This window comes from Sorangiineae bacterium MSr11367 (assembly GCA_037157805.1).
Lineage (GTDB): Bacteria > Myxococcota_A > Polyangia > Polyangiales > Polyangiaceae > Pendulispora > Pendulispora rubella.
This window is the reverse complement of the sequence record CP089983.1, coordinates 10252170-10279099: the sequence shown is the minus strand read 5'-3', so window position 1 is coordinate 10279099 and position 26930 is coordinate 10252170. Positions and strand designations below refer to the sequence as shown.

General features: G+C 64.9%; 21 protein-coding genes. 13 read left to right on the top strand and 8 right to left on the bottom strand.

The genetic code is table 11. The features are described from left to right. Nucleotides 1–69 precede the first annotated feature (69 nt). From LVJ94_39560 to LVJ94_39520, 9 genes are all read left to right on the top strand, one after another. Complete coding sequence (locus tag LVJ94_39560) at nt 70–657, top strand: protoglobin domain-containing protein (GenBank protein ID WXB02993.1); 588 nt, start codon at nt 70–72, stop codon at nt 655–657. Further along, on the top strand, nt 657–1214 hold the full coding sequence (locus LVJ94_39555) for a redoxin domain-containing protein (GenBank protein ID WXB02992.1): 558 nt from the start codon (nt 657–659) through the stop codon (nt 1212–1214). The genes LVJ94_39560 and LVJ94_39555 overlap by 1 nt, the downstream gene beginning before the upstream one ends. Nucleotides 1215–1355: 141 nt before the next feature. Beyond that, nucleotides 1356–2390, top strand: a complete 1035-nt coding sequence (locus tag LVJ94_39550) for a TPM domain-containing protein (protein ID WXB10788.1) — start codon at nt 1356–1358, stop codon at nt 2388–2390. 67 nt (nt 2391–2457) lie between these two features. Then, nucleotides 2458–6003, top strand: coding sequence for an AAA family ATPase (locus tag LVJ94_39545; GenBank protein ID WXB02991.1), 3546 nt, complete (start codon nt 2458–2460; stop codon nt 6001–6003). A 115-nt stretch (nt 6004–6118) separates the two neighbouring features. Beyond that, a complete protein-coding gene (locus tag LVJ94_39540) occupies nt 6119–7696 on the top strand; it encodes a hypothetical protein (protein ID WXB02990.1) in 1578 nt (525 codons plus the stop codon). 17 nt (nt 7697–7713) lie between these two features. Then, nucleotides 7714–8976: an imelysin family protein gene (locus LVJ94_39535; protein ID WXB02989.1), complete on the top strand. Its 1263-nt coding sequence runs from the start codon at nt 7714–7716 to the stop codon at nt 8974–8976. A 3-nt stretch (nt 8977–8979) separates the two neighbouring features. Further along, nucleotides 8980–10359 (top strand): HTTM domain-containing protein, encoded by a 1380-nt coding sequence (locus tag LVJ94_39530; GenBank protein ID WXB02988.1) that lies wholly within the window; start codon nt 8980–8982, stop codon nt 10357–10359. A 4-nt stretch (nt 10360–10363) separates the two neighbouring features. After that, nucleotides 10364–12550, top strand: coding sequence for a TonB-dependent receptor (locus LVJ94_39525; protein WXB02987.1), 2187 nt, complete (start codon nt 10364–10366; stop codon nt 12548–12550). A gap of 229 nt (nt 12551–12779) precedes the next feature. Continuing rightward, nucleotides 12780–13991, top strand: a complete 1212-nt coding sequence (locus LVJ94_39520; GenBank protein WXB02986.1) for a cytochrome P450 — start codon at nt 12780–12782, stop codon at nt 13989–13991. Nucleotides 13992–13994: 3 nt separating this feature from the next. Here LVJ94_39520 and LVJ94_39515 read toward each other — a convergent pair whose 3' ends face one another. Next, entirely contained in the window at nt 13995–14969 is a 975-nt protein-coding gene (locus LVJ94_39515) for a lipase family protein (protein ID WXB02985.1), read from the bottom strand. 100 nt (nt 14970–15069) lie between these two features. Between LVJ94_39515 and LVJ94_39510 the strand changes: the two genes are divergently transcribed. Continuing rightward, nucleotides 15070–15834 carry an AraC family transcriptional regulator gene (locus tag LVJ94_39510; GenBank protein WXB02984.1) on the top strand — a complete coding sequence of 255 codons (765 nt, stop codon included), beginning with the start codon at nt 15070–15072 and terminating at the stop codon, nt 15832–15834. On the opposite strand, the gene LVJ94_39505 is transcribed toward LVJ94_39510, so the two are convergent. Next, the gene (locus tag LVJ94_39505; protein WXB02983.1) at nt 15818–16969 is read right to left on the bottom strand and encodes an MFS transporter; all 1152 of its coding nucleotides are present in this window, start codon (nt 16967–16969) and stop codon (nt 15818–15820) included. The genes LVJ94_39510 and LVJ94_39505 overlap by 17 nt on opposite strands. Nucleotides 16970–17048: 79 nt before the next feature. Between LVJ94_39505 and LVJ94_39500 the strand changes: the two genes are divergently transcribed. Both LVJ94_39500 and kynU read left to right on the top strand, forming a co-directional pair. After that, nucleotides 17049–17900 (top strand): LysR substrate-binding domain-containing protein, encoded by an 852-nt coding sequence (locus LVJ94_39500; protein ID WXB02982.1) that lies wholly within the window; start codon nt 17049–17051, stop codon nt 17898–17900. After that, nucleotides 17897–19147 (top strand): kynureninase, encoded by a 1251-nt coding sequence (gene kynU, locus LVJ94_39495; protein ID WXB02981.1) that lies wholly within the window; start codon nt 17897–17899, stop codon nt 19145–19147. Before LVJ94_39500 ends, kynU begins: the two co-directional genes overlap by 4 nt. Nucleotides 19148–19153: 6 nt before the next feature. Here the strand turns inward: kynU and LVJ94_39490 are convergent, their stop codons facing one another. The 6 genes from LVJ94_39490 to LVJ94_39465 all read right to left on the bottom strand — a co-directional run bounded on the left by LVJ94_39490 (nt 19154) and on the right by LVJ94_39465 (nt 25828). After that, complete coding sequence (locus LVJ94_39490; GenBank protein WXB02980.1) at nt 19154–20329, bottom strand: hypothetical protein; 1176 nt, start codon at nt 20327–20329, stop codon at nt 19154–19156. A 2-nt stretch (nt 20330–20331) separates the two neighbouring features. Beyond that, a complete protein-coding gene (locus LVJ94_39485) occupies nt 20332–21762 on the bottom strand; it encodes an MBOAT family protein (GenBank protein WXB02979.1) in 1431 nt (476 codons plus the stop codon). 170 nt (nt 21763–21932) lie between these two features. Further along, the gene (locus tag LVJ94_39480; GenBank protein ID WXB02978.1) at nt 21933–22388 is read right to left on the bottom strand and encodes a (2Fe-2S)-binding protein; all 456 of its coding nucleotides are present in this window, start codon (nt 22386–22388) and stop codon (nt 21933–21935) included. 14 nt (nt 22389–22402) lie between these two features. Continuing rightward, nucleotides 22403–24565, bottom strand: a complete 2163-nt coding sequence (locus LVJ94_39475; protein ID WXB02977.1) for a molybdopterin-dependent oxidoreductase — start codon at nt 24563–24565, stop codon at nt 22403–22405. A 106-nt stretch (nt 24566–24671) separates the two neighbouring features. Then, a complete protein-coding gene (locus LVJ94_39470; GenBank protein WXB02976.1) occupies nt 24672–25025 on the bottom strand; it encodes a hypothetical protein in 354 nt (117 codons plus the stop codon). Nucleotides 25026–25426: 401 nt separating this feature from the next. Next, on the bottom strand, nt 25427–25828 hold the full coding sequence (locus LVJ94_39465; protein WXB02975.1) for an SDR family NAD(P)-dependent oxidoreductase: 402 nt from the start codon (nt 25826–25828) through the stop codon (nt 25427–25429). Between the two features lie 72 nt (nt 25829–25900). On the opposite strand from LVJ94_39465, the gene LVJ94_39460 reads away from it, so the two are divergent. Next, nucleotides 25901–26863, top strand: a complete 963-nt coding sequence (locus LVJ94_39460; protein ID WXB02974.1) for a LysR family transcriptional regulator — start codon at nt 25901–25903, stop codon at nt 26861–26863. The last annotated feature ends 67 nt before the right edge of the window (nt 26864–26930 follow it).

Genomic DNA, 26930 nt, shown 5'->3' with positions numbered 1-26930 from the left:
TCGAGTTTTCCGCGGTCACACGGACCGACGGCAAGAGCGGAGCTTTGCTCCGAGAAAGAGACGACCCTCATGAACACCGCACCCGGTTACACCCATGGCTCCTCGGCGGTTGCGACGTCGCCCGTGACGCTCGCCGCCTTCGAGGAGATGAAGGCAAGTTCCCTCTTCGGCGACGAGGACGTGAAGTACCTCCGCATGTCGCACGACATCGTGAAGGACGAAGTCGAAGCGATCCTCGACGTTTGGTACGGCTTCGTCGGAAGCCAGCCGCATCTCCTCGCGTCGTTCACGGGCAAATCGGATGGCAAGCCGCTCGGCGATTACCTTGGTGCCGTGCGCAAGCGTTTCGGGCAATGGATCCTCGACACCGCACGTGCCGAGTACGACCAGATGTGGCTCGACTACCAGCACGAAATCGGGCTCCGCCACCACCGCGCCAAGAAGAACGCGACGGATGGCGCCCCGTCCACCGACATCGTGCCGTTTCGCAACCTCTTTGCGCTCCTCTTTCCGGTGACGTTCACCCTTCGACCGTTCCTGGCGAAGAAAGGGCACGCCGCCGAAGAGGTCGAGAAGATGTATGCGGCGTGGGTCAAATCCTGCTTGCTGCAGATCACCTTGTGGAGTCACCCCTACGTGAAGGATGGAGACTTCTGATGCCGACACCCCGCCTCGCCCCCGAGTGGACGACGACCGAGTGGCTGAATACCCCCGAGCCCCTCACGATCGAGCGCCTTCGAGGTCGCGTCGTATTGCTTCACGCCTTCCAGATGCTCTGCCCCGGATGCGTCACACGCGGCATTCCCCAGGCCCAGCGCGTCGCCGAGCATTTTTCGCGCGAGCCCCTCGTCGTCGTAGGACTGCACACCGTCTTCGAGCATCACGAGGCCATGCGCGTGGAGTCGCTGCGAGCATTCCTCCACGAATACCAAATACGTTTTCCGATTGGTATCGACGCGCCCGATCCGGCGGGTGGCCCGCTCCCTCGAACGATGAAGGCCTATGCCATGCAAGGCACGCCCACGACGGTGCTCATCGATGCCGAAGGGCGGCTTCGACAGCAGACCTTCGGCGTTCACGATGACCTACGTCTCGGAGCGGCCATTGGGCAGCTCTTGAGCGAAAGGAGCGGTGTGCGCCGCGTCGTCGTCGAGGGAGCGCCGATGCCGCCAAACCGTGCTGCGTGCGATGAAGATGGATGTGCGAAGGCCTGAATAAGGCCGCGTCGACATTTTTCGCACAACCCGAGCGCGGCCCGCGCCGAAGTAACTTGCATGCGGCCGTGCAGGATCACGACATGGGCGAATACACCTCAACGGCGTGCGACGCTCGCGAGGGTCGCATGCGCCTTGGCGATGCTCGGCGTCGTCTTTTTTGCATCGCCAGCGGGCGCCATTCCTCTCGATCGACTCGGCGATCCGCGCCCTGCCAGCCTCGTGCTCGACACCACGGCGGTGATTGACGGCGCCTCGCGCGCCAAGCTCGCCACCCTTACCGAGGAGGTGCGCCGGTCGGGACGTGGCGAGCTGGTGGTCGTCATCATCGACAACGTGGAAGGGGAAAAGCCTCGCGAATATGCCACACGCCTCTTCAACAAATGGCGAATTGGCGACTCCACACGCAACGATGGGATTCTCATCCTCGCGGCCCTACAAGATCGAAAGGCCGAAATCGTCCTGGGCAAGGGACTCGAATCGCCGGAATACGTACACGCGAGCGAAGAGATCATGCAGGACGAGATGGTCCCTCGCTTCCGGAGCGGAAAACTCGGCGATGCTCTCGTGTTTGGGGCACGTGGCTGTGCAGGTCGAATCTTGCACGCCACGAGCCTCGTTGCACGCGCGGGAAACTTCGTCGAAAGCAACGCCGTTCCCCTCGCGGCCGGCGGAGGCATCTTCGCCATCGCTTTGGCCTTTGCCGGGCGTGTGTACCTGCGCAGGCGCCCGCGCCGGTGCACCACCTGCGGGCAAACGATGCTCCGTCTCGGCGAGGTGCAGGACGACGCGCACCTCTCCCCGGCCGAACGAACCGAGGAACAGATTGGAAGCGTCGATTACGACGTATGGCTCTGCCCATGCGGCATGGCGCTGAAGTTTCGTTATGGCGCATTCTTTACGAAGTATTCGAATTGTCGGCGTTGCTCCGCGAAAACGAGTGTCTCCAGCACCACCACGCTGGTCTCGCCCACGGAGTACTCCGAGGGGACGGCTCAAATCGACGAGCATTGCGAGCATTGCGGCCACAGCCACTCGTACACGCGCTCGATTCCACGCGTCGAACGACGCGAGTCTTCTAGCTCCTCATCGGACCCGTGGTCGAGCTTCTCGAGTAGCAGTAGCAACGATAGCGGCGGGACTTCTTCCGGTTCGGGGGCCAGTGGTAGTTGGTAAGCCACGCTCACGGAGCATCGATCGGGGCTGGTTTCGTGGTGCGTTGGAGTAAGATGCGTAGACGCTCATGCGCGAAGGTGTCGCTTTCATTGGCCGGGCGGTCGTCGTCGCGGAGCTTGTAACGCTGCTCGATCGGGTCGCCGAAGGGATCGGTGGGCTCGCGCTGGTGGCGGGGGAGCCGGGGATTGGCAAGACGGCGCTGCTCGAGCGACTGGCCACGGCCGCATCGGCCGAGGATGTGCGCATTCTCTGGGGCGCGTGCTGGGAGGCCGACGGGCAGCCACCGTATTGGCCGCTCGTGCAGATGCTCCGCCGAATCATCGCCGACGTTGGCTGGGCGCGCGTAGAGCATTCGGTAGGTGAGGATGCGCCATGGCTCGGGCCCCTGCTGCCGGAGGGGAGCCGGGCGATGCCGCCTACGGCTTCCAGCGGGGAACAGGCCCGGTTTCGGCTGTTCGACACGTTCACGCGCCTTTTGGCGGACATCGCGCGCGAGCGTCCGATCCTCCTCGTCGTCGACGATCTGCATTGGGCGGACGAGGGGACGCTGCGGTACCTCGAATTCGTCGGGCGCCAGCTGCGCGATTTCCGCGTCCTCGTGGCGTGCACGTACCGCGATATCCCCACCGAACAGAGCCCCGCACTGAGGCGCCACCTTCCGTCGCTGACGAGGCTGGGACGGCGGATCGATCTCGAAGGGATGCCGGCCGACGAAATCGGCGCACTGATGCACGCGGTGACGGGGCGCGTCCCCGACGCGGCGCTCGTCGCCGAGGTTCACGAGCGCAGTGGCGGAAATCCCTTGTTCGCCGGCGAAGTGGCCCGCGCGGGCCTCGCCGAACGACGCTTTGCGGCCGCGGATGCCGTGCCCTCCGGTGTGAGCCATGTAGTGACGAGTCGCCTTGCGCGACTGCCCGCCGCCACCGTCACGCTCCTTCAGCAAGCCGCGGTCCTCGGCAACGCGTTCGAGCTGCCCACGCTCGCCCAGATGGCCGGCTGCTCGATCCAAGCGACGCGGGAAGCGCTGCACGAGGCGGTGCGCGGTCGGATCATCGCGGAGAAAGACGATGGCGGCCGCATGGCGTTCATCCATGCTTTGGTTCGCGACACGCTCTATGAACAGCTCCCGCGCGCCGAAGTGGCACGTTTGCACCGCCGGGCCGCGGACGCCCTCGTTGTGTGTGGACCTGGTACGGACGGAGCGTCCGCCGCGCGCCTCTCCCATCACTTCGCACTGGGCGGCTCCGTGGACCGAGCCATGGCCTACGCCACGATGGCCGGTGAGCATGCCCTGCATTCGCTGGCCTACGAGGATGCGGCGCAACATTTCCAAAATGCCCTGAACCTCGAGGGCGCCCTCGGAGGCGACGAGGCGCGGCGGCTCGACATGCGCTGCCGGTTGCTCTTGCAGCTTGGCCATGCGCAGTGGCGTTCGGGTGACGGGCAATTGGCCTCGACGACCTATGCCAAGGCACTCGAGATCGCGCGGCTCACACGAGACGCCGAGGCGTTTGCCCTTGCCGCCCTTGGCTGCTGTGCCCGGGCGCAGCTCTGGGTCTTCGATCGGGAGCTCGTGCGCGAGCTCGAGCAGGCCCTCCTCGGGCTCGGTGAATCGGATAGCCCGATCCGAGCCCAAGTTCTCGCGCGGCTTGCCAAGATGCTCTACCTCGACCCCGCCTCCATCTCCCATCGGGCCGATCTTGCCTCTCGCGCGATTGAGGTAGCTCGGCGCGTGGACGATCCTGTTACGTTGATCGAGGCGCTGTCTGCGCGCCCGCTCGATACCACGGAGGATAGGCTGACCACGGCCAACGAAGTCTTTCATCTCGCCAGCCGCATGGGGGACGAAGAGTTGGTCATGGAGTCTCAGTTTTCGCGTGCCATGGCCATGCTCGAAGGTGGCGATCGGAATGGGGCGGAGCTGGTCATTGGCAGTTACGGGGTCATGGCCGACAAGCGCCGAGTGCCCCTTTGGCAATTCCATCACCGCTGCCTGGTGGCGTGCTTGGCGCGGATGTCAGGACGATTCGACGAAGCCCAGGCCCGCCTCGAAGAAGCGGCCGACCTGGGGGCCCGTGCCAAACTGCCGGGGGCGGGCGTCATCTGTGAGCACCATCTGGCCCACCTGGCGCTCGACCGTGGGCAGCGTGCGGCTGCGGAGGCGTCCGTCCAATCGCTGGCAGCGTACCTTGCCCGCCAGCCGTTGATTCCCGATTACATAAACTGCATTTTGACCCGTCTCCAGATTGCGCTGGGCTCCGAAACGGAAGCTCGGGTGGGTTTGGACCGGTTTCTCGTGACGGGCGAACGGCCGCGGGTTGCAGGACCGGTAGGTGCCGTCAGCCTCATGCTCCTGGCCGAGATGGTCCATGCGACGGGGGCCCGCGATTACGCCGCATCGCTTTTCGAAGAGTTGAAACCCTACGAGGGGTGCGTTGCGGTATCCGCCCGCTTCGTCTATTGCGCAGGGCCGGTATCGTACACCCTCGGCCTCCTCGCCGCGATGCTCGACCGTCACGACGACGCCGAGCGATATTTCGATATCGCGCGCGAAATCGCAGCACGCATGGGGGCCAGTGCGTGGTCCTCCAAGATTCGGGAGCAATCCTCTCGATGGCGGCGCCAACGAGCAGGGCTGCAGGCTTCTCACTCCCCGGAGCGGGTGCTGGCGCGCCTGGGAAGCGTCATCCAGTTGTACCGAATCGAGCGAGTTCTCGGCGTTGGAGGAATGGCCGCCGTCTATGCGGCCCGCGCCGAGGACGGTCATCCGGTGGCCATGAAAGTCATGCTGGAGCGTTTCCTGGACGATCCCGCGCTCCTTGCGCTCTTCGCACGTGAAGCCTTGATTGCCAATCAGGTGGGACATCCTGGCGCCGTCCCCATTCTCGCCCACGACGTGGACGAGGACGGCTGCCCATTTCTGATCATGCCGCTGCTCGAAGGAGAAACCCTCCGCAGGCGCTGGGAGCGCGCAGACAAGCATCTGTCCATGGCCGAGGTGGGCGTGCTTCTGTTGGACGTGCTCGACGTGCTCTCGGCGGCCCACGAGAAGGGAATCGTCCACCGCGACATCAAGCCCGAGAACGTATTCGTCACGCTCGATGGAGATGCGCGCGTCCTGGACTTCGGAATTGCACGGCGTGTGGATGGGGAGGGAAGCGTCACGGTGACGGGGCAGATGTTCGGTACCCCCGCGTTCATGCCGCCGGAACAAGCCTTGGGCGATCGGAGGTCCATCGGCCCGCACAGTGATTGCTGGGCGGTAGGCGCGACGATCTTTACCTTGATCTCGGGAGAATTCGTGCACGCCGCCGACAACGTTGGCGCACAGTTGGCCGCGGCCGCCACCAAGAGCGCGCGGTCACTGCGTGAGGTGGCGCCGAATCTACCGGCATCCATGGTCCGATTCGTCGATAGGGCGCTCGCCTTCGAACCGACCCATCGATGGCCTTCGGCGACGCCCATGCGTACGGCACTTGCGGAAGCGCTTTGTGAGGCCCTGGGCCGCCCTCTCGACGAGGTCACGACGCAAGTTCGCACGAACCTTCGCGCAGAGCTATCACCGGACGTCGACGAGACGCGCGCAAACGCATTGCGTGCTTCCGCGTCCTGACTTGACAGCGTCGTACTTCCCGTGAGACTCCCTTCTCGATAGCGATAGTGGTTTTCACTTTTGCTTGCGGCACTGCTGCGCTTCGGGTGGGGTGCCTGCGGGGGGAGATACTTCGATGCGCATGGATTGCGAGACGAAGGTGGGGCGGTGGTTGGCGCGCGGTTCGGTGGCGGCGGTTCTGGCGTCGCTGTTCGCGGTGGGACTCGTCCAAGGTTGCGGTGATGACGATCCCGCTGCGCCGAAGCAGGACAGCGGGCCGCCGGACACTGGAAAGCCAGACACCGGAACGGACGCCGGCACCGACGCGCAGGGCGATGCGGATCCGGGACCACAGCCGAAGAAGTTGGCGCTCTCCAAGGACGGCACCGATCGGTTGCTGAACGTCACCTTCGACAGCGCGGGAAATCTCTACGCGGTGGGCATCGTCTCGACGGCGACCGGCGCGAATGCGGATTTCGAGACGGCGGTCATCAAGGTTCTGCCAAGTGGGGAAACCGATACGTCGTTTGGTGGTCCCGGTGCCAATGGCGTGGCGCGCAAGAACATCGTGGTCGGCAAAAACGGAGAGCTTGCGCGCGGAATCGCCATTCAGCGCGCGCCGGTCGCGGATGGCGGGACCGAAGATCGCATCGTGGTGGGAGCGACGGTCGATTTGGCCGCCGACGCCGGTGCGGACCCGCGGGATCGCGATATCGCGTTGGTTCGATTCAAGATGGATGGAACGCTGGATGATGCATTTGGCACGGGCGGCGTCGCAACGTTCAACTTGAAAGACGGCATCGAATTCCCCACGACTTTGCCGGACGGTGGGGCGAGCACGGGTTACACCGCGGACTCGCAATGGGGGCTCGCCGCGCTGCCGAATGGCAGCCTGATTGTCACCGGTTCGCAACGGACGGCGAATCCGAACGCCGCCCGCACCGATAGCGATTTTGCGGTCATCAAGGTGGATTCCCAGGGCAAAAAGCTGGACGACACCTTCGGCCAAGGTGGCTCGGGCGTCTTCACCTACGATCCGGACCGCGACGTCGATGCGGGCTGGCGCTCGGCCAGTCCTCGCGCCGTCACCCTCCTCGAAAATGGCTCGATCGTGGCGACGGGCTATCAGCCCGACACCGATGGCAAGACCGTCGTGCCGACCATTTTCAAGCTCACCCCCGCAGGTGCCCTCGATCCGAGCTTCGGAACCAATGGCGTCTTCAGCAAGGTGCTCGGCGCGGTGACCGAGGCCTATGCCGTCGTGCAACAAGGCACCAACTTCGTCACCGTGGGGTACGGGCGCGAGGTCAGCACCAATCCGAACGACATCGTTTCCGTGCGCGTCAACGCCAGTGGGCAGCTCGATGGGACGTACGGCACCGGGGGCAAGGCTACCCTCGACGGGAACAACCAAGTCGACCAAGGGCGCAATCTGGTCGTGCTGCCGGACAGTCGCCTTTTCGTCGTTGGCAATGGCCAGCAGACGAAAGACGTCGGCGAAGCTCTGACCGCCGTCTTCACCGCGAATGGGCAGCCCGATACGAACTACGCGCCGAAGGGCCGCAAGCTCTACGATCTGGGCGGCACCGGCGACGTCTTCTGGGGTGTTGCGCTTTCCCCGGACAAGAAGAAGATCGCCATCGTCGGCTACTCCAGTGCCGTGCCGACGGGCAGCAACGAAGACTCCTTCCTGCTCCTGGTTCCCGTTCCCTAACCCACGAGGAGATGGCCATGCCCTCTTTTCGGCGGGTCGCGTGGGCCGTGGCCGCGTGCGTGGCGTCGGTGGGCCTTGCAGTGCTCGGAGCGAACGCCGGGTGCCGCAAAGCACCACCGGACGAAAACGTCTACACCGGATCGGGCGGTGCCAAGCCGCCTCCCTCCGGAACGACCCCCGACTCGGGCGACTTCGACAAGCGCGCCTTGCTCCAAGCCGCGGGCGAATGCGCCGTCGGCCGCTACCGCGACTTCGAAGGCTCCGCACGCGCGCTGCGCGATGCCGCGGCCGCATGGCGCGACGATCCGAGCGATGTCCGTCGAGACGCCGCACGGGACGCATGGCGCGCGGCCATGGCCGCATGGGAGCAAGCGGAGGTGTTTCGCGTGGGGCCGGCCGCGCGCTCTTCGGAGCCGGGCGGCAAGAATTTGCGCGACCAGATTTACAGTTGGTCGCTCTTTCATCGATGCACCATCGAGGAGCAACTGGTCGACGAGACGTACGCCCGTCCGGAGTTCGCGACCACGTTGATCAGCACGCGAGGGCTCGGCGGCTTCGAGTTCCTCGCATTCTACGGCGGCACCGACAACGCCTGTCCGGGCGGCTCACCCATCAACGCGCTCGGCTCGTGGAATCGCCTGGGACCCGAGGAAATCGGACGCCGCAAAGCGCGCTATGCCGCGGCGATCGCCGACAACATCGGCGGGCACGTGGCCACGCTGCTCGCCGCGTGGGACCCCGGCGGAGGAAATTTTCTCAACGAGCTCGTCGCCGCCGGCGCGGGAAGTGCCACGTTTGGGACGAATCAAGATGCTTTCAATGCGCTGAGCGCGGCCTTGTTTTACGTGGAAATGGAAGTGAAGGACGAGAAGCTGGGAAAGCCCCTCGGCCTGAACGACTGCACGCGGGGCCGTTGCCCAGAGGCCGTCGAATCGCCCTATGCGCGCATCTCCAAAGAGAACATCAAGGCCAACCTGATCGGGTTTCGTCGCCTGTTTCAAGGATGCGGCGAGAACGGTGCAGGCCTCGGCTTCGACGATTGGCTGCGCGCGGTCGGCGCTTCGGATCTCTCCGATCGGATGATCGCGGCGCTGGCGACGGCGCAAGCCGCCGTGGACGCGTTGGCGGGGATGTCGCTGGAGCAGGCGCTGGAATCCGCGCCCGCCAAAGTGGAAGCCCTCTACGGTGCGGTGAAGACGCTCACCGATTTGCTAAAAACGGAGTTCATCACGGTGTTGAACCTCGAGCTCCCCAAGGGCAGCGAGGGGGACAACGATTGAGCCATGAAAAGCACCGCGATCTTCGACGGACTTGGCTCGTGGCTCTTTCGGCCGGTCGATATCGCATTTCTCGCAGCGTTTCGCTTTTTGTTCGGCGTCACCATGTGCGTCAGCATGCTGCGCTTCATCGCGTATGGCTGGATTGACGACTTTTTCGTCGCGCCCGCGTTCCACTTCAAATATTGGGGCTTTGGCTGGGTGGAGCCGCTCGGACCCGGCGCGATGCACGCTCTGTTCTGGGTGCTCGCGGCGCTCGGTGGCGCGGTGGCCGTGGGGCTGGCGTTTCGGTTGACGGCGATTCTCTTCGTCCTGGGATTTTCGTATTTACAATTGCTCGATGTCGCGACCTATTTGAATCACTACTATTTGGCCGCGCTGCTCGGGATGCTCCTCGCCGTGTCGCCGGCCCACCGCGCGTTCTCCGTCGATGCCTGGCTTTGGAAGTCTCCGCCCGCCGAGGTGCCGGCGGCGTGGCTCTATCTGCTTCGATTCCAGATCGGTGTCGTGTACACGTTTGCCGGGCTCGCCAAGGCGAACGCGGATTGGTTGCTCCACGCGCAACCCCTGCGGATTTGGCTCGGGGCGAAGACGGGGTTGCCTTGGATTGGGCCGGTGTTTGCCTGGCCCGGGGTGCCGCTCGCCATGAGCTGGGCCGGGTTTCTCTTCGATACGTTCATCATTTGGTTTCTCGCGTGGCGGCGGACGCGGTTGGCGGCATTTGCCCTGGTCATCGTGTTTCATGCGATGACGCGGATCCTTTTCCCGATTGGGATGTTTCCGGTCATCATGGTGCTTTCGGCGCTGGTGTATTTCCCGGCGGATTGGCCGCGGAGGCTGGTGGGGCGCGTGACCGGAACATCGGTTGCCTCGACGCCCGAAGGGACGCGCGCATCGTGGACGCGCGGTCGCAAAGCCGCCGTCGGCCTTGCCGCGCTGTATGGCTTCGTTCAGCTCATGATGCCCTTGCGGCATTTGGCCTATGGGGACGGCGTGCGCTGGCACGAGCAAGGGATGCGGTTTTCGTGGCGCGTGATGGTGCGCGAGAAGAATGGGAGCGTCACGTTCATCGTGCGCAACAAGCACACGGGGCGCGTGTGGAACGTGAGCCCGCGTGCGATGTTGACGCCGCTCCAGGAGCGCGAAATGGCCGGGCAGCCCGATCTCATCTTGCAGCTGGCCCACCGCGTGCGGCAGGACGCCGAGGCGCGCGGCGAAGGCCCGGTCGAGGTGCGCGTCGATGCCCTCGTTTCGCTCAACGGGCGCAGGCTGCGGCGCATGATTGATCCCGATGTCGATCTCGCGTCGATTCCGGATGGCCTCGGACGGCGCGACTTCATTCTCCCCGGTCCGACCGAATCCCCACCGCACATCCGGCCCATTTAGCGACATGCTCCATCGCGCCCCTCGTTTCCTCGTCCCGTTCGTCGTTTCCCTGCTCGCGCCCGGAGCGGCCCGCGCGCAAGATGCGCCTGCGGAAAAACCGGCCCAGCCCCAAGAGGTCTCCGTGGCGGGTACGCGGGTGGCGCGCACCGCAGGATCGGCGCACGTCATCAAGGAAAAGCGCCTCGAGGTGTTTCGCTACGACGATCCCACTGCCGTCGTCGCGCAGGTTCCCGGCGTGTATTCGCGCGGAGAAGACGGATTCGGGCTGCGGCCCAACATCGGACTACGGGGCGTCAATCCCGATCGAAGCAAGAAGGTGGCGCTGATGGAAGACGGTATTCCATTTGCGCCCGCGCCGTATTCGGCCTCGGCCGCCTACTTCTTTCCGCTCATGGCACGGATGGTGGCGGTGCGGGTCATCAAAGGGCCGGCGGCCATCAGCTATGGTCCGCAGACGGTGGGTGGAGCGATCGACTTCATCACCCGGGCCATCCCGCAAACGACGTCGGGGGCCATCGATGCTTCGGCCGGCGAATACGGTTACGGGAAGCTGCACGGATACGTCGGCAGCGGCAACGAGAAGGTGGGATTTCTGCTCGAAGGCGTGCACCTTCGAAACAGCGGCTTCAAAGACCTCCCGAACGGCGCCGACACCGGATTCGCCCGCAACGAGTGGATGTTCAAGGGCTATTACGTCCTCGATCCGAGCGCCGCCATTCGCAACGAGCTTCGATTGAAGGTCTCCTATTCCGACGAGGTCTCCAACGAGACGTACCTCGGATTGAGCGATCGTGATTTCCGCAAAGACCCATTCCGTCGTTATGCGGCAAGCTCGCTCGATCGCATGCAATGGCATCGAACGGGGATCTCGCTCGCGCACGTCTTCACGCCTTCGCGCGACGTTTCGCTCACCACCACCGTCTATCGCCACGACCTCGCGCGCACCTGGCGCAAGGTGAACGGCTTTCGCGGTGCCGATCTCTTCGACGTATTGACCGATCCCACGAACCCACGCAATGCCGTCTACGATGCCGTGCTCAATGGTGCCGATGGCGGTAGCGCGAACGAGAACATCTTGATTGGCCCGAACCAGCGCGACTTCGTCTCCCAGGGCGTGGAGATGCGCGTGAAGTACGATCCCAAAACCGGGCCTGTCTCGCACAGAATCGAATATGGAGTTCGCCTTCACCAGGATCGGGTGGAGCGGAGGCACAGTCAGGATGCCTTCGCCATGAGCGGGGGCACCCTGGTGCCGGTTCCCCAGCCCACGGTGGTGACGGCCTTCAACGAGGCGTCGTCGGAAGCGCTGGCGATCCACGCTACCGATGCCATCACCTGGAAGCAGCTCACCGTCACGCCGGGACTGCGCGTCGAGGCGATTCGCGGGACCTTCATCGATCGCGCGACCCACCAAACGACACGCGGCCTCACCCAGGTGCTCCTGCCCGGTGCCGGTGCGTTCTATTCGATTCTCCCGCCGCTGGGCGTGCTCGCCGGCGTTCACCGCGGATTCAGCCCGCCGCCGCCGGGGAGCCCGTCCGACGTTCGCGCCGAGTCGAGCGTCAATTACGAAGCCGGGGCGCGGTTCGTCAAAGGGGCGGCGCGCGCGGAGCTCATTGGTTTTTACAACGATTATTCCAACTTGACCGACGTCTGCACGCTCTCCAGCGGCTGCGTCGAGCAGAACCTCGATCGGCAATTCGACGCCGGGCGTGCGCGCATCTATGGGCTCGAAGCTTTTGCCGAGCACGAGATCCCGGTGGTCTCGGACATCAAGCTACCGGTGCGGGCTTCGTACACGCTGACGCGGTCCGAATTTTTGCGCACCTTCGGTTCCGAAGATCCCATCTTCGGCGCCGTCACGCGCGACGACGAAATGCCCTACGTGCCGCGCCATCAACTCAATGCATCGGTGGGGGTCGACACCAAGCGCTTCTCCGGCGCCATCTCGATGAACTACGTCGCCAAAATGCGCGAGAAGGCCGGCCGCGCGGCATTGGACAACGTGCTCCACACCGACGCGCTGCTCGTATTCGATGCCAGCGCGACGTTCCGCCTGTTCGAGAATATTTCGATTTACGCGAACGTTCGCAACATCTTCGACGAGCACGCCATCGTCTCCCGCCGCCCGTTCGGCGCCCGGCCGAACGCCCCGCGTTGGATTCAAGTCGGAATCAAGGCCACCTTCTGAGCCGCGGGTTTTCTCCAGCCGCGCCGCGGCGGTGCCAACCCCGCCGCAGGCCCGGCGATGTCGATTGCACGCGAAAGGGCAGATTGCGCCACGAGATCGATTGTATTGGCGGAAACGGGTGAAAGCTCCCGGGTGATCGTGGAAAAGGGATGGGATTTGGATTTGCGTAAAGGACTGTGCGCGGCGTCGCATGGCGTGCCGGCGCGTCCCGACCCAGGAGAGATCGCTCATGAACGCAAGTTTGGATTTTCTCGACCCGAACGTACTTGCCGAGGGGGCCCCGTACGAGGCGTACCGCACGCTGCGCGCGGAGGCGCCCGTTACGTGGCTGCGCACCCCATTCGGAGGGCATGACTACTGGCTCGTCACGCGTCACGCCGACATCCAGGAGATCTTGGTGAACTCGACCGATTTCTCGTCGGCGCTCGGAGGGACGGCCACCCGCCCGCTCAGCGAGTTCGAACTCAGCGTCGCTCGCCAAATGGTCAACGTGATGGACCCGCCGAATCACACGCGGCACCGAAAGCTGGTGACGCGTCCTTTTGCCATCAAAGCGCTCGAGCCGCTCAAGCCCCGCGTTCGCGCCCTCACCGCCAAGATGATCGACGAATTGGCCGGCCGCGATGTGTGCGACGCCGTGGGCGAGTTGGCGGCGGAGCTCCCCATGCAAGTCATCCTCGAAGTGCTCGGCGTCCCCGATGCCGATCGCGGGCGATTGTTCGAAATCAGCAACGCCCTCATGCACGTGGACGATCCCGAAATGGGCGGCAGCCTCGAAGCGGTGCAGATGGGCGTCATGGAGCTGATTGGCTACTTCATGAAACTCGCCCAAGAAAAGCGCCAAAGGCCGCAGGACGATGTCATGACGTTACTGGCCCAATCGGAAGTCGACGGCGAGCGCCTCACGGACGAGGAGCTCGGAATGTTCTTCGTCCCCCTCCTCATTGCCGGCAACGAGACCACGAGAAGCGTGATCGCCTCGGGCATCGAGATCCTCGCGTCACGGCCCGAGCTCTATCGCCAGCTGCGCGCCGATCCGGCCCTTCTCCCCGGGGCCATCGAGGAGATGATTCGTTACGTGGCGCCCATTTGCCATCTCCGGCGAACGGCCAGCCGCGATTTCGAGTTCCGCGGGCAGCAGATGCATCATGGCGATATGGTCGTGTTGGCACTGGCATCGGCCAATCGCGACGAATCGGTCTTCGCGAATCCGAACGAGTTCGACATTCACCGAAGACCGAATCCGCATATCTCCTTCGGGTACGGCCCGCATCTCTGCTTCGGCGCCGCCCTGACCCGCCTCGAGGCCAATATCTTCTTCGACCTCTTCCTCGACCGCTTCGCCAGCGTGTCGCCGGCGGCTCCCTCGAAGCGAATTCGATCCAATTTCATGAACTCGCTCAAGTCTCTCCCGATTCGGCTGGAGGCGGCGAGTGCGTGACGGCTAAATTCCCAACGTCGTGAAGGGCTGGCAACGCAGTGGGGCCGCGTTCTCCGGATCGAGGCCCCGCAGGATCAATTGCGTGATGTTCGGATCGATGGCCATGCCCAGGTGGCCGGCGGTGTCGAAGCGGCAGGCATCCTGGAGCACGATGTTCGTCACATTGTCGCCGGCACCCTCGACGACGCCGCTCGTGTACGGCGTAACCACGTTGTCCACGCGCGAGACGATGTTCGTGTACGAAGGTCCCGCCACGGTGACGCCGCCGTCGTTGAGCTTTTGCGCGAACGGCGAGCCGGGCATGAATTCGAGGCACGATGCGCAGGCGTGGCGGCTGAAAAGATCGGCCAGGCCGGGGGCGACGCTGGTGAGCAATCCGATCAGCGTCGACAGGCCATGCAACGTGGTGCCCTTGTAGTTGGCGCCGAAGCCGACGAAGTGTTTCACCTTGGCGTCGCCGCCGAGGAACTTCATGTAGTACGCGGGAACCGTGGTGCCCTCGGAGTGCCCGACGATGTCGACCTTGGACGCGCCGGTGGAGGCGAGGACTTTGTCGACGAAGGTTCCGAGCTCGGCGGCGCTGTCGGCCATGGAGGCGAGGCCGCCCACCCAGGGGCCGAGCAGGCCGGTGCCGTACGTCAATGCAAATACGCAATAGCCCGCGCTGGCGATGCGGGGCCCATGGTAAAACCAATTGCCATCCGCCGTCGAACCGAGGCCGTGCACCAGGATGACGGGCTCGGGGTGCTCGCTGCTTGGCTTGCAGTCGAAGTCGTTCGCCTGGGCGCTGGGGGCGGCCGTCGATTCGACACCTTGAAGGGAGACGATGGGAACCGGGCCCTTGAGGGCGTCCACCTGCGTGGGGCTGCCTGCCCCTTGGTCGGCCTCCGACTGCGCTCCCGCCGTACAGCCACCGAGCCAGAGTGCGAGAACGAAGGATCCACCGAGCCGACCGAAACGAGAAAGGCAGTTTGCCATGCCGAGCACCTCCTAACGGGACACTTTATGAAAGCGGTCCGTACACGGCTTGTATGAGGAGGCTTTTCTAATTGCGCAAAGCGACTATTTTGAATCGCGAATGAGCACGCCGTTGCGATGTACCGTTTATTACGGATTACGGCGTTTCCTGCTACTCGCACCTACGTTCATTCTGGCGCCGGCAACGCCCTATCGCCGCCTGACGCCGACGCTGCTGCTGTCCTGCAAAGGGCCATTCCAGCTGGAGGTGAACGATGACGCGCCGCGTTTTGTACGCGCTGCGTTGATCGCGCCCAAGGTTTTGCGGCGGCGCGTCATTGCGTTGGACAGCGATATGGTGATCTTCGACTTGCCGATGCATTCGGTCGTGACGACCGAGCCGGTGCGTGTTCTGGAATTCGAGCGCTTCGCGCCCTTGCTCCCCGCGTTGAGCGAGGCGTTTCCCGGGAAGCTGCCGGCTGCGGAGGCGGATCGCTTGTTCGATGCCGCGGTGCGGTTGGTCGACGAGACGCCGCCGGAGCCGCATCACGATCCGCGCATCGAGCAGGCCCTGCGCTTGATCGACGAGCTGCCCTTCGACGAGGTGACGGTGACGGAGCTCGCGCGTCGGTTGGGGCTGTCGCCCTCGCGGTTTCGGCATCTCTTCAAAGACGTGACGGGTCACACGATCAGCCACTATGCGCGCTGGGCCGCCGTGTGGCGTGCGTGCTCGCTCTGGTCGCAGGGGCGGCGTCTCACGGAGATTGCCCATGAAGTCGGCTTTCACGATCTCGCGCACCTCGATCATGCCTTCATCGAAGTCTTCGGTTTGAATCCCTCGACGGTGATCGATCCGGAGAATGTCACACTCATCCGGTGTACGTAGTGCGCAATCGTCCACCAAGTCCTCCCAAGACGGCGAAGAGCATCGCGCCCGCGCCTGCGAGGCCGCTGGTGGCGGCGAAGGCTCCTGGGTAGCCGACGAGGGTCACTAGCCATCCGCCCGCAACGCTGCCCCCGAGGACACCGAGATCCCAGCATGCGGTGAGCGCACCGAGGGCGGCGCCGTGTTGCTCCGCCGGGGTGCGATTCACCACGATCTCGACGGTCGATGGATAGAGCAACGACACACCCGCCGCCACCGCCGCGACACCCGTGAGCACCACCGTGGAGGTGTGGCCGACGCCCACGAGCGCGAGGCCCACCGCCTCCAGGGCGGCAAAGGCCACGGCGACGCGATGGCCGCCAAAGCGATCCACCAGCGGGCTCCCCAGCGCGCGTGAAAGGAGAAAGCAAAAGGCAAACAGCGCCAGCGCAATCTCTTGTCCGCCGAGCCCCGCGTCGGCGAGGCGCAAGAGAACCAGCGCCGCAATGGCCCCGTAGCCGCAGCTCGCGAGGCCGAAGGCGAAGGCCGGCGCCCGCGCGCCGAGTGGAAAGAGCCATCCTGCGCGAGGGTCGCTCGTGCGCCCCGGCGCCGCCGTCGTGGTGGCCACCAGCGCCAACGTGAGCACGGGCAGGGCGGTGACGGCGCCCCACACCGCGGGCGATCCGCCGGCGCGGTGCAACACCAGCGCGGCGAATGGGCCCACCGCCAGGCCGGCCCACATCGAGAGCCCGTACCAGCCGGCCACGCGCCCTCGGCGGTCCGCGGGCGCAAATTGCAGGATCCACGCGACGGAGCCGGTGAACACGCTGCCTTCGCCTGCACCGAGGCACAATCGCGCCAGAAAGAGTGCCCCCAGGTTCGGGGCCAGCAGATGGCCGAGCCCGCCGATGACCCCGAGGGCGCCGCCCATGAGCACGACGCGCCGTGCGAGGCCGCGATCCGACGCGCGTCCCACCAGAGGCCGTGTCACCGCGGCGGCCACGGAGGCGACGCCGATGACGGTGCCCACGCCCAGCGGCCCCGCGCCAAAGCGATTCACCAGGTAGTCGGGGAGACTCTGCAAGGTGACCCCGAGCGCCACGTATCCGAAGAACGTGGCCAACCAGAGACGTACGAAGGGAGCGCGGTCATTCACGCGAAGGAATGTGGGGTTCGCATGTCATCGTGAAAAACGATTTGTTTCGATGCAGGTCATCGTTCAGAATGATGACCCCATGAACTCCGCGGATCTGCACGTCTTCGAGGCCGTTGCCCGCCATGGCGGCATCGGAAAGGCCGCGCGCGAGCTGGGGACCGTTCAATCGAACGTCACCGCGCGCATCCTCGCGCTGGAGGACAACCTTGGAAAGCCGTTGTTCTTCCGGCACGCGCGCGGTGTTTCGCTCACCCGTGCGGGCGAAACGCTGCTTCCCTACGCCGTGCGCACCGCCCAGCTATTGACCGAGGCGCGCCGCGCCCTGGACGATGGCAAGCCGACGGGCAACTTGGTCATCGGCACGTTGGAAACGACAGCGGCGGTGCGCATGTCGCCGGTCCTCATTCGCTACCGCAAGCGCTACCCGGAGGTCGATCTCACCTTGCACACGGGCTCGTCGGCGGGGCTCGTCGAGGACGTCCTCGCGTACAAGCTGGAGGGGGCATTCGTGGTCGGCCCCAGGCACCATCCCGATCTGACGGAGGAGACCATCTTCGAGGAGGAGCTCGTCCTGGTGAGCGCCCCCTCCCGCACGGACTTGCGGGCGGCGTTGCGGTGCGAGGGCGTGGTCGTCTTTCGGGCAGGTTGCTCGTACCGGCAGAACCTCGATCATTACCTTGCCGATCGCGGCATCGTCATGCCGCGCCGGCTGGAGTTCGGCACGCTCGATGGGATCCTCGGCTGCGTCGCGGCCGATCTGGGCATCACCCTGATGCCGAGATCCGTCGTCGAGACCTCCGGGAGTCATCGCGTGAAGGCACACACCATCCCAAAGCGCTACGCCGTCGCGCACACCGTCTTCGTGCGACGACGCGATGCCTTTGCTTCGCGCGCACTCGTCGAATTCGTTCGCACCGCGGGGGAACGATGAGCGCCCGCCGCGACGATGCCCTCGCCCGGGACGAGGCCGATCCGCTCGCGCGCTTTCGCGAGCGGTTCGACTTCGGTCGCAGCACCTGCATCTACCTCGATGGCAATTCGCTGGGGCGCCCGCCCCGGGCGGCCATCGCGCGCATCCGGCGCGCCATGGAGGACGAATGGGCCGGCGAGCTCGTGGCCGCGTGGGATCATTGGATCGAGCTCGCACGCGAGGCGGGGGATCTGCTGGCCGGCATCGTGGGGGCAGCGCCCGGGGAGGTCGTCGTCTCCGACTCGACCAGTGTCAATTTGTACAAGCTCGCCGCGGCCGCTTTGGACGCGCGGCCCGAGCGTCGGGTGATCGTCACGGACGACGACAATTTTCCCACCGATCGATACATCCTCGAAGGCCTCGCGCAGGACCACGGGCTCGACGTGCGGTCGATTCGCACCGACATCGACGAGGGTGTGACACTCGAGCGGGTCAAAGAGGCTTTGGGGCCGGACGTGGCATTGCTGTCGCTTTCGCACGTCGCCTACCGCTCCGGTGCCATCGCCGACATGAAGGGCATCACCGCCGCGGCGCACGAGGCGGGGGCGCTCGTTCTCTGGGATCTCTGCCATTCGGCGGGGGCCGTGCCCGTCGATCTCGCCGGTGCCGGTGTCGATCTGGCCGTTGGGTGTACATACAAGCATCTCAACGCCGGCCCCGGTGCGCCTGCGTTTCTCCATGTGCGCGCGGACTTGCAGGCGAGCTTGCGCCAGCCGATCTGGGGCTGGTTCGGGCAACGCGATCAATTCGACATGGGCCCGGCGTACCAGCCGGCCGACGCCGTCGAGCGCTTTCTCGCGGGCACGCCGCCCGTGCTTTCGCTCTACGGCGTTCTCGAGGGCGCGCGTCTCACCGCCGAGGCGGGGATGCCTGCCATTTACGACAAAGCGCGCGCTCTCACGTCGTACGCGGTGCTCCTGTTCGATGCGTGGCTCGCGCCGCTCGGTTTTCGGCTGGCCTCTCCGCGCGACGAGCACGCGCGGGGCGCACACGTCACGCTCGAGCACCCGGAGGCCTGGCGATTGTGCCGCGCATGGAAGGATGCGGGCACCATTCCGGACTTTCGCACGCCCGATCGCCTGCGGATCGGTGTCGCGCCCTTGTACACGCGCTATGTCGATCTGCACGACGGGCTTTCGCGTTTGCGCGACCTTGCGGCGAGCAAGGCCTACGAGGCATACCCGAAGACGCGTTCGCGCGTCACGTGAGCCGTCTCACATGGCCGGTGCGCGGCCTTGCGGCGGCCCGGAGAGGACGCGCTCCACCATTTCCTGCACCACCAAGGTGGCATTCTGGCGCTCCACGAGCTCCGGATCGAACTCGTGCGACCAGGTGAACACGCTGCTCGAGAAGTACTCGGCCAACAGGGCCACCATGCGAAATGCGCTTTGCCCCGCCGACTTCGCCGCCGTCGCGGCGCGCGCGGGATCGCCGCGCTCCTCGGGCGGCAGAAAGAACGAATCGTGGAATACCACCGCGCGCGGTCCCTGCGCCGCGCCGCGCATGGCGGCGACACGACGGCCTTGCGGAGGAGGGGAAGGCGCAGTGCTCGAGGTGTAGTCCGGGTGCGGCACCAATTCGTCGCGTGGCTCGTCCATGAGCCCGGCCATGCCGAGCATTTGCACCAGATCGCCGTACCATGACGGCAGCGCGCGTTCGGTGAACGCGTCGCGCGGGCGCGCCGTCATGTGCGGATAGAACCCCTCGAGGTGCCGCGAGATCTCCCGATAGGCGACGTACGCGCCATGGTCATTCCAATGGGTATCGGTCCGCGCATACACGCGTTGCCGCGCTTTCTCTTCCAGCAGCGCGCCGCGCACGTCGAGGATTTTGACCCGTGAATGAGCGCTCATGTGCAAAATGAGCTGGTCCAGCCGCGTGGCCCCTCTCTTTTCGTAGCCCTCGGCGAGCATGTCCCCATAAATCGATTCCTTGTTGGGGGCGATGAGGACGACATAGCGACCCCCGCGCGCGGCCATCCAATTCGCGCGCGCCTCGAGCTCGCGCTGCCACGCGACGAGCTCCTCCCGCGACATCGGCCGCTCACCGCGATGGATCTCCATCGAATGATCGCCGGTGTAAAAGAGCCAGCCATCGCGGCCGCGGACGACGTCGTTCATCGAGGCGACGCCAAACGCGAGCTTGCTCTGCGCGTGCATGCGAATCAGCTGCTCACGGAAGCCGAACGAATCGTTCCAATAAGCATCGAAGTCGCGCGGGAATTTTTCCACCGCGGCCAGGGTGGTGGGCAGGCTCGGTGCTTCGGCCTGCCGCCGGTTCTCGTCGAGCCGCGACACCTCGGGGGAAGGCGCCCAGCGCCGCGCCAGCGGCAAGAGCAGCCCGGCGACGAACAGGGCGATGAGTGCAAACTCGGCGGGGTACTTTCTCAAGGTCAAAATCGGAAGTAGATGAAAGGGTTGTACGTATTGGCCGACAATTTGATCGCGCAGCCTACGAACACCAAGCCGAAGCCGGCCACGCGCACCGTCGATGCGATGCCGGCGCTCGCCGCATCGGCACGCCGAACGATGGCGCTCCGCACGGCGGGCAGGCATGCGGCACTGGCCACGACGCCGACGAGGATGGCCAGCGCGCGCTCGCTATCGAGGTAAATGGTGCCATTGTAGTCCACCCGCGGGCCCAGCCCCGCGAGCGCGCGAAAGTAGACGCTTGCGTGCCGCAAGGTATCCGCGCGAAAGAGCACCCAACCCATCATGATGGCGAGCAGCGCGTACGCATGCTGCAGCATGCGCGGCCATTTCGCGAGCACCTTGCCCAGCCCCGCGCGCTCCACCACGAGAAAGACGCCATGGTAGATGCCCCAAACGACGAAGGTCCAGCTCGCGCCGTGCCACAATCCACAGAGGAAGAAGACGGTGGCCAAGTTGGCGTAGGTGCGAAGCGGAGACCCGCGATTCCCTCCCAGCGGGATGTACAAATAATCGCGAAACCACCGTGACAGCGAAATGTGCCAGCGCCGCCAAAACTCCGTGAGGGACGCGCTGACGTAGGGATAATCGAAGTTCTCCGGGAAGCGGAACCCGAACAGCGCCGCGAGCCCCACGGCCATATCGGAGTATCCCGAGAAGTCGAAATAGATTTGCAGCGAATAGCAAACGATGCCCAGCCACGCGAGCGGTGTGGCGAGTTGATCCGCGGGGAGGGCGAAAATGGCATCGGCCGAGACGGCGACGGTGTTGGCAATGAGCATCTTTTTGCCCAAGCCGAGGATGAATCGCTCGGCGCCGGCGGCAAACCGCACGGTGTCGACGTGGCGCCAGACGAGCTGGTGAGCGATTTCGTGGTAGCGAACGATGGGCCCCGCGATGAGCTGCGGGAAGAATGCAATGTAAAGCGCGAGCCGGAATGGATTGCGCTGGGCCGTGGCGTGGCGGCGCCGCACGTCGATGACGTACGAGAGCTGATGAAAGGTGAAGAACGAGATGCCCAGCGGTAATTCGATGTGCCCGATGGTGATGGGCCCCGCGCCGGGAAATGCGAAGGCGCGGAGTGCCTCCACCGTTTCCATGGCGAATACGGCGTACTTGTAAAAGAGCAGAAGTCCTATGTTGAGGGCGACGGCGCCGAAGAGGACGGCCTTTCCCAGGAGGCCTTCGCGGTACCGCTCGACGAGCAGGCCCAGGGCATAATTGAGGGAAACGGAGGCGAGCAAGACAACGATGAATCTTGGCTCGCCCCACGCGTAGAAGAGAAGGCTGGCAAGGAGAAGAACCGCGTTCCGCGCCACGTGCGGCGCGATGAAGTAAAGGGTAAGAACCGCCGGCAGAAATAAGAACAAGAAAAACGGCGAAGAGAAGACCATGAAAAAAGTGCTCCACGAAGAGTGTCCAAACCTTCGCGCAGGAGCTCTCGATTCGAAGCAAGAGCAAGGTTCGCCGGCGGCGCTGGCTTACTCGCTCCAGTGTCCGGGTCGCGCGCCGCCGGATCGGACGATCGGCGTGGCGCGCGTTTTTTTTCTAAACGAGCTCGGCCTTAACCGCCCGCGGCCTTTTTGATGGCCAGGCGAATGCGGGGATACGAGCCGCAGCGGCAGACGTTGTCGATGGTGTCGATGTCGTCGTCCGTAGGCGCAGGCTTTTGCGCGAGCAGCGCGGCGGCGGCCATGATTTGGCCCGCTTGGCAGAAGCCGCACTGGGCGACGTCGCAGTCGATCCAGGCTCGCTGCACGGGGTGCAACGTTTCGCCGGTGGCGAGGCCCTCGATGGTCGTGATTTTCGCGTTGGCCGGGACGTCGCGCATGGCCATCAAACAGGGGGTGAAGGCCGCACCATCGAGATGGCAGGTGCACGCGCGGCAGACGCCGACGCCGCATCCGTATTTGGGTCCGGTGATTCCGAGTTTATCGCGCAGGACCCACAAGAGGGGCATGTCCGCGGGAGCGTCCACCGTGATCGATTTGCCGTTGAGCGTGAAGGTGTAATTCGGCATGGGGTGGCTCCTCTTCAACCCGTGATGGGAAAACGGCGCGGGGTCGTTCCCGTCGCGCGGGCGTAGGCGTTGGCCACCGCGGCAGCGGCAGCAGGGTAGCCGAGCTCCCCGGCGCCGCCGGGTTCGCCGGTCGTGGGCGGGAGAATGTGCACTTCGAAATGCCGCGGCGTATCGCGCATGCGCGCATAGTGGAAGTCGGAAAAGCTGCTCTCCCGCACGGCGCCATTGTCGATGTGCAGCCCCGCTTGCAATGTGACGGAAATGCCATCCACGGTGGCGCCCATCAATTGCGCCTCGAGCCCGCGCGGATTCACCGCGCGCCCCACATCGGCCGCGACCACCGCCTTGGTGACGCGCGGTCCCGAGCTCCCGGTGGTGTCGATCTCCACCAGGCAGGCGACGCACGATTTGTATTCCTCGTGCAGGCCGATGCCTTGTGCGGTGCCCGGGGGCATCGCGCGGCCCCAGTTTCCAGCGCTGGTGACCTTGTCCAACACGGCTTTCGAGCGGGATGACGACAAAGTCGCCCGGCGGAAGGCGGCGGGATCTTTCCCCAACGCGCGCGCCATTTCGTCGACCATGATCTCATTGGCCACGGCCACGAATCCCGAATAGACCGAGCGCCAGCTCCCCGTGTTCATCTCCAGGGGCACCTCGGACAGAAGCTGCGAGCTGAGGCCGAAGTTGTACGGCACCTTTTCCGTCAGCAGGAAGAAGAGCTGGTTCGGCACGCCGCCGAGAAGCTTGAAGCCCACCGCGGTGAGCGCCTCGCCCAGGCCGTGCGTGAGATCGGTTTTGACGGCGGCGATGCGATGCTCGTAGGTGAGTACGGCGCCCAGGGCATGCGTCGCGCGCAGCTTGTGATGGCTCATCGGCCGCATGCGCCCGTGCTTCGTGTCGTCGGAGCGCGTCCACATCAATTTGACGGGGCGGCCGATGGCCTTGGAGATTTGCGCCGCCTCCAGCGCTCCGTCGAAAAAGAGCCGGCGCCCGAACGAGCCACCCCCGCGCACCACGTGCAAGGTGACCGCGCTTTGCGGGAGGCCGATGCTCGCAGCGATGGTCTGCTGCGCCACGATGGGCGACTTCGACGAGCACCATACCTCGGCCTTTCCATCGCGCACGTCGGCGACCGCCGCAAGCACCTCCATGGGCGCATGGCTGACGAAGGCGAAATCGAACTCCGCATCGACGTGCGCCGCCAACAACGGTGGGGTCAAAGGCAGCGCGGCCGATGCGAGCATGCCGCGAATGTCGCCATCGGAGAGCCCTGCAACCGGGCCATCGTCCCAGGTGATGCGCAGCGCATCGCGCGCTTTGATGGCTTGATCGAAGGTCTCCGCGGTCACCGCGATGCCATTCGGGATCTGCGCAATGGCAATCACCCCGGGCATCCCCCGCGCCGCCGAAGCATCGAACGACGCGACGGTGCCCTTGATGGTCGGAGCGCGCGCCACCACGGTGGGCATGGCCCCCGGCACATCGAGGTCCATCGCGTACTTCGCCTGACCGGTCACGATTTCGCGCGCATCGATGCGCGTGGTCGGCTGACCGATGACCGAGAACGTCGACGGATCTTTCGGCGCCGCCGACACGGCCGGCAAGAGCACGCGCGCGGCGTCCTCGGACAGCGAGCCATACGTGGCCGTGCGCCCATCCGGCGCGATCACCTGCGTGTCCTTGGTGACCAAGGTGTGCGCCGGTACGTCGAAGCGCGCCGCCGCCGCCGTGACCAGGCGTGCCCGCGCCGCCGCGGCCACCGCCCGCATCGGTCCGTAGAGCGAGCGCACCGAGTTGGAGGCACCGGTGAGCTGGTTGAAGAGAATCTCCGGTTGCGCGTCCGAAAGGGCCACTTCGACATCGGTCAGCTGGGCATCGAGCTCCTCGGCCACGATCATGGCGGCCGTGGTGGTGATGCCCTGTCCGACCTCGGCCCGCGGCAGCTTCACGCGCACACGGTTCGCCGTGTCGATCTCGATCGAGAGATTCCACGCCGTGAGCGCACCCGCCAAGATGAGCGCGTCGCCGAGATCCACGATGTCGGGCACGCCCAAGGTCGCTTCTTCGGCGGCGGGGGCCGTTTCGACCTCGGCTTTGCACGCCACCGTGAGGATGGGGGCGGCGACCAAGTACGTGAGAAACCGACGACGCCCGATGGAGCCTTCATCTTTGTGCATTGCTCACCACCGTTCGAAAGCCTGACCACGTGGCCAGGACCCCAGGGTCGCATTCGTTACGAGGGGGTCATTCTAACTTCGATGCCGGTAATGAGGGAATCGATTGTTATGCCGCATTGCGTCGGGTGCGGAAATCCACGCCCGAGAGATTCTCCGGGAGGATCCAGAGCTCGCGGGCGAGTGCCTCGTCGAGCGCGCGGGCGGGCAATTCCACCTTCGCGGGCGGCCTTCCAATCCCCAGCATATTCAACGGCATCCAGTTGCGCGGGCCGAAATAGTCGCCCCCGGCCACCTCGCTCCCGACCGCTGCGTACAGGATGGATAACGCACCAAAGTTTGGCGGTGGTGCAAAGCTCACCAACCACCTTTGTAGGCCGCCATCGAGGAGATCCGTGCTGGAAACGCCGGTGTGGGCCCCCACACTGGTGAGGCCCGGCACCCGACGATGTAATTCCAACATGAACAAGAGGTTCGCGAGCTTGGAGGCGGCATAGGCCCGTTGTGGGCAATACCTCGTTTCGTGTTGCAGGTCGTCCAAATCGATGCGGCCATGTGCGGCAAGCCCGCTCGACACCGTTACGACGCGCGCGCCCTGGCCTGCTCGAGCAGGGGCAGGAGTTGTCCGGTGAATGCAAAGTGCCCTTAGGTTTACTGCCGAAACTTTGCGAAAGTCTCGAGCTTTGGTTACGGTCGAACCGCGGCAGCGCGACAATCCCGGCGGGGCCGGCGCCATCGCTCGCTACCCGATGGCCGGGTCGCCAAACGTTACGGCGACACTCTCCTGTCGAATCGGTCATTCCGGCGGCCCCGCCGCGCTTGTCGCGCTGCCGCGGGTTCGACTTCACCGAGAGATTCGATCCACTACGTGGACGTCGGCAGTACGGTTCGGTGATTCGTTCCGAACTGACGTTCGAAGCCATCCTCGGTGAGCTCGCGGGTCGGGATGTTCATCACGCCGGCATTGTTGACCAGGATGTCGACCGGCGTTCCCGCACCGAGCATGCGCTCGGCGAAGCGTCGAATCGACGTGAGCGAGGCCAGATCGAGGGCTTCGAGCGCGACGTTCGCCTTCGGAACTTCGGTGAGCAATCGATGGCGAGCCGCGATACCTGGGTTCGCGTCGCGGCATCCTAGAAGGACGTGCGCCCCGGCGCGTGCGAGCTCGAGCGCGGTGCTGTAGCCAATTCCGGAGTTCGCGCCGGTGACGATCGCGAGCTTGCCGTCGAGCCGAGGTATTCGTCGAGGGGGCCAATTTCGTTCCATGGTGGATAGAAATGAGGTTTCTCGGTTCCAAACGCTCGTGAATAGTCGTCATGACGGACATAATGTGCCGTTATGTTTGGCGCCGATGTCTATGCACGCGATCTGGACCTCAACTTGCTCCGCGTCTTTGCGGTGGTTGCGGAAGAAGGGAGCATCACCCGTGCGGCCGCGCGCCTCTACGTCACGCAACCCGCGGTAAGTGCGGCCATTCGCAGGCTTACCGCGTACGTGGGGGCGGAGCTGATCACCCGCCAGGGACGTGGCGTGGTGGTCACCCATCGCGGCGCCGAGCTTTTGGCCGCATCCCGCGCTCACTTGCAGCCGCTCCTCGCGGTGGCCATGGCGGTGCCCGTGTTCGACCCAAGGTCCTCGATGGCCACGGTCCGCATCGGGCTTGCCGATTCGTTGGAGTCGTTGCTCCTTCCCGATTTGGTGAAGGCCTTGCGGACCGAGGCGCCGGAGATGCAGCTCATCATCGCCCCGGTGCAGTTTCGCACCGTCGAAGAGCTGCTCCTCTCCAACAAGGTGGATTTCGCCGTGAGCATCGCCGACGAGCTTCCGCGCTCGATCGTTCGCCAGCCGCTCGCCTCCCATCCGCCGTCCTGGCCGCCTTTCACGTGCCTTTACGATCCTCGCCACTCGAAATTGCCGAAAAAGCTCTCCGAGCGCGAGTACTTCGCACGCGAACACGTCGTGGTTTCGTATGCGGGCGACGCCCGGGGCATCGTCGAGGATTCGGGCGCTCGAGCACGGAAGGTGCGCATTGCGGTTCCCGCATTCAGCTACGTGGCGGACGTCGTCGATGATTCTCCGCTCCTCGCCACGATTCCGACGCTCGTGGCCAAGCATATCCTTCGGACGCGGCCGCACTTGCGGAGCGCGGCCTTGCCATTTCTCTCGTTCGAATCGACGGGATTCGAGCTTCTTTGGTCCCGAGCCAACGACGATGACGATGCGGCGCGCTTCGTACGCGGTCTCGTCACGAAGGTGACCCTCGCCATCGTGGCGAGCCTGGAACGCCCGGGCAAGAAGTGAGGAGTGCGGCGGCGATCATAAACGGTACGTATGTTCTTCATATTCCTTATTTCCTCGTCTTTTGCAT